Raw genomic sequence first — 3,570 nt, forward strand, 5'->3', positions numbered from 1 at the left:
GGTCAGCGGAAGGCGGGTCAGCGGCGGTCGGGTCAGCGGCGGACCATCCGGACGCCGGCGACCTCCAGCAGACCGTCCAGCTCGACCTTGCCGACCTGCTGGTCGGGGCTGGGCACCAGTCCGTCCCGGCGGACGATGTCGAGGATCCGCTCGGCCAGCGGCAGCACCATGTGGCGCCCCCAGCAGCGTTCACTGGCATGCCCGAACGGCAGGTAGCCGGGCTGGTTGTCGGGGTCGACGCCCTTCCAGCGCTCCGGCCGGAAGGTCTCCGGGTCGTCCCACAGCCGGGGGTCGCGGTGGCTCAGCAGCGGAAGCAGGAGCAGGTCGTCCTTGGGCCCGATCCGCCCGTCCACGGCGCCGAACTCCGGGGAGGCGACCCGCAGGATGTTCCAGGAGGGCGGCAGCAGCCGCAGCGCCTCCAGCAGGATGTCCCGGTTCGACACCTCGTCGTCGAAGGGCGCGCCGAGCCAGACCGCATTGGTCACGAGCGCGGCCACGGTGAAGCAGATCGGCCCGGCCACCCGCCGGTAGAGGTACATCGCGTAGCGACGGTCGTCATAGGTCTCGGCGTCGAGCACCCGGGCCGCCAGATTCGACAACGGAATTTCGGTACCCGGCTTCCCGAGCATCGCGGTACCGGCCGTGACGGCCATCCAGGTCAATTTCGGGGTGAGTTCCAGGCGCCGGTCGACCAGGATCCGGAAGCGGAAACTCTCCTCCCCGAAAACCAGGTCCCGCAAATAGATGTGCGGCGTGTGCGGCCATTTCCCGGTGAGATCCGTCCGGTCGCCCAGGGGCTTCTTCAACGCCGTCCGGACGTCGGCCGACACGGCCTGCATGAGCGCCGCCGCATCGGGCTTGGTGACGAGCCGCCCCCGCACGGGCTTGAAGGTCGGTCGCTCCTCGGCATTGGCCGGCCTGCTGCGCAGCAGCCCGTCCATGAGGTCGACGCCGGACACGCCGACGGTGTCCGCCTCCAGACGGAAGAGGTCCTGACCTCGGTACTTGTTGAGGAGTTCGTCGATCCGCGGTGCGAAGACGGTGACGCGGGCGCTCCGCCCGGTGCTGGACATGGCCATCCGTGGCTCCAAGGGTGAACGGCTGTGGTGACAGGGGCCCGCCCTCGGCGAACGGCCCGCTCACGACGAGCGGGCCGTGCCCGGCCGTGCCCGGCGGGTCCGCTCAGGGACCCGCCGGGCACGCGTCCGGCAACGGACCGCCGGAATTAGATCCAGCCGTACCAGGCGTAGGCCTTCAGGCTCTTCTCCGGCATGACCTTCTTCACGAAGTGAACGAGCTTCATGACAGCACCTCCATGTCTCAGAAAACGATGACGAACAACATTCCGGCGAGCGGCCCCCGGAGCGAACTCCGAAGAATTTCGGGTTCCGTCTGCCCCCCGCCAAAACGAGTGAATCCCAGCCGCAATTCACGGTCAAGTGTGACGCAGATCACTCGAAAGAGCGGCCGCTCGGGCGGTTTGACGCCCCGCCAGTGACCCCCGCCACCGTTGACGCGAGCGCGACAGTGCTGGTCAGCGCCACATCCGGCCAGTGGCTGCCAGGTGAACGGGGCATTCCCGAAGAGGGTCTGCCGGGGGTCGCAACGCCCCAACGGAACGTTCGGTCTGCCTCATGAGGCATCGCGGCTGCCCCGTCGTGGTACCGCGGGGCGGCACCGGGGCCGCACCGCCGGTGCCGGAGGCCGACGAGCGGCCCGCTCCGATTCCCCTCGACCGGACCATGGTTGAGGCCCGTCGGCACGCGTACTCTCGGTCACGGGAGCGGGACTCCGGAGCCGGGGGGCGACGACTGTGGCTGTGGGACTACTGGTGGGATTCGCGCTGGGCTGCCTGGTGACGACCGCGGCCCTGTGGCGCCTGACCCTGTCGACCGCCCGGCAGGCCGCGCGTTCGGCGGCCAGGGCGGAGGCCGCCCTCAGTACCGCCGCGCTCAGTACCGCCGCCCTCAGTAGCGCCGCCCTCAAAACCGGCAGCACCGGCACCGACGACACCGACGCACCGAGCGTCGCGAAGCCCGCCCCGGCAAAGCCGGCCGCGACGGTCGGCCCGGACCGCCCGGCCACCGCACCGAAGCCCAAGCCCAAGCCCGAACCCAAGCCTGACCCCGAGCCCGAACCCAAGCCTGAACCCAAGCCCGTACGCCCAAGCGCGCCTGCGGCCACAGCCGCCGAGGCAGACCTCCCCCGACTGCGCCCCGCCACCGGCCCCAGCGACGACCGTGGCCCGGTGCCCCGGCGGCAGCCGGGCGAGCGGTTCCACTTCTCCGGACAGTGCGAGAGCGACGAGGAGACCGAGTACGAGTTCCCCATCGAGTGGCCGGAGGGCACCGCCGCCGTGGCCCAGATCGAGGTCGCGACGAAGGGCTACCTCAGCATCAAACCCGTGACCAGGACGCGCGACCGCATCAAGTCGCACTCCTCGCTCATCTTCCTCGGCTCGTTCGACAAGCGGCAAGGCGTGCGCACCCTCCTGACCCGCGACTTCACCCACCTCTGCGTGGAATCCAGCGGCTCCGGCGAGTGGTCCGTCCGCCTGTACAGCCCCGACGAGATCGACGAGTTGACCGGCGTCATGGAGGGCTACGGCTCCACCGTCCTGGCCGTCGGCCCGGACACACCGGTCGACTGCGTCGCACACGTCAAGTCCTCCTCCTGGTCCGCCGTGTTCGTCTGCGCCTGCGGACGGATCCCCGAGACCTTCGAGAAGTGCGGGTGCCCGGTACCCCCCGGACTGCCGAGAAGCCCGACCCTGGGCGCCTGGGAGAGCGGCGAGGCCCTGCGCACCCTGCAGTTGCCGAGGCCCGGAGTGCTCCAGTTGCACACCAGCAAACCGTCCGACCCCTGGCGCCTGGAAATCCGCCCGTGCGCCCCCGATCCGCAGGACCGCTGACCGTCCGGCCCCGCCTCGCGGCGCTCTTTGACTGATCGTTACCGGCTCTTTGCGCCCGGACGCGCGGGTACAGCGACGACGCCGCTACCCTGTGCTCCGCAGCGGAACGGCCGCCCGGCCGCTCCGCTCTCGCTGGGGGCGATTGTGGTCGAACGTCTGGTGGTGGACCTCCACGCCGACGGCCGGATGCTGGTGACGGAACAGCCGTCCGGGGAGGCGTCCCCGGCACCCGCCGTCGACGCCGGATGGCTGCGCCGGCCCCTGGCCGACGCACCGATGGAGAGCCTGCGCTGGTACCTGGAGGACTACCTGCGGACCCCGCTCGGCGCGTACGGCGAGCGGGGTCCGCAGATCGCCCGGCAGCTCCCGGACTGGGGCACGCGGGTGTTCTCCGCGCTGTTCGGCACTGGGCCGGGGCGGGACGCCTACCTCCGGGCCCGCAGCCGCGGCCGCGACGGGCTGGAGATCGTGCTGCGCTCGGGCTCCGCGCAATTGCTCGCCCTCCCTTGGGAGTTGATGACCGACCCGGACCGACCGGTACCGCTGCTCCTCGACGATGTCGTGCTGAGCCGCCGGACACCGGACACGGAGGACGGGGGCAGCCCGGCCCTCGGGACCGGCGGGCCCCGGCTGCGGGGGCTGCTGGTGGTCGCCGCCCC

General features: G+C 71.2%; 4 protein-coding genes. 2 read left to right on the forward strand and 2 right to left on the reverse strand.

From position 1 onward, the window contains the following. Positions 1–32 precede the first annotated feature (32 nt). Positions 33–1,079: a cytochrome P450 gene (locus tag VR45_RS29055; RefSeq protein WP_045942831.1), complete on the reverse strand. Its 1,047-nt coding sequence runs from the start codon at positions 1,077–1,079 to the stop codon at positions 33–35. A 146-nt stretch (positions 1,080–1,225) separates the two neighbouring features. After that, positions 1,226–1,303: a tryptorubin family RiPP precursor gene (locus tag VR45_RS50705; protein WP_350540985.1), complete on the reverse strand. Its 78-nt coding sequence runs from the start codon at positions 1,301–1,303 to the stop codon at positions 1,226–1,228. 528 nt (positions 1,304–1,831) lie between these two features. Here VR45_RS50705 and VR45_RS29060 point away from each other — a divergent pair. Continuing rightward, entirely contained in the window at positions 1,832–2,911 is a 1,080-nt protein-coding gene (locus VR45_RS29060; RefSeq protein WP_045942832.1) for a hypothetical protein, read from the forward strand. A 144-nt stretch (positions 2,912–3,055) separates the two neighbouring features. After that, a partial coding sequence (locus tag VR45_RS29065; RefSeq protein ID WP_159394389.1) for a hypothetical protein occupies positions 3,056–3,570 on the forward strand: 515 nt, incomplete at its 3' end.

Source organism: Streptomyces sp. NRRL S-495, assembly GCF_000966955.1.
GTDB lineage: Bacteria > Actinomycetota > Actinomycetes > Streptomycetales > Streptomycetaceae > Kitasatospora > Kitasatospora purpeofusca.

Coding starts and splice junctions, on each gene's coding strand:
- VR45_RS29055 (WP_045942831.1), bottom strand. CDS start 1,079: ATGGCCATGTCCAGCACCGGGCGGAGCGCCCGCGTCACCGTCTTCGCA.
- VR45_RS50705 (WP_350540985.1), bottom strand. CDS start 1,303: ATGAAGCTCGTTCACTTCGTGAAGAAGGTCATGCCGGAGAAGAGCCTG.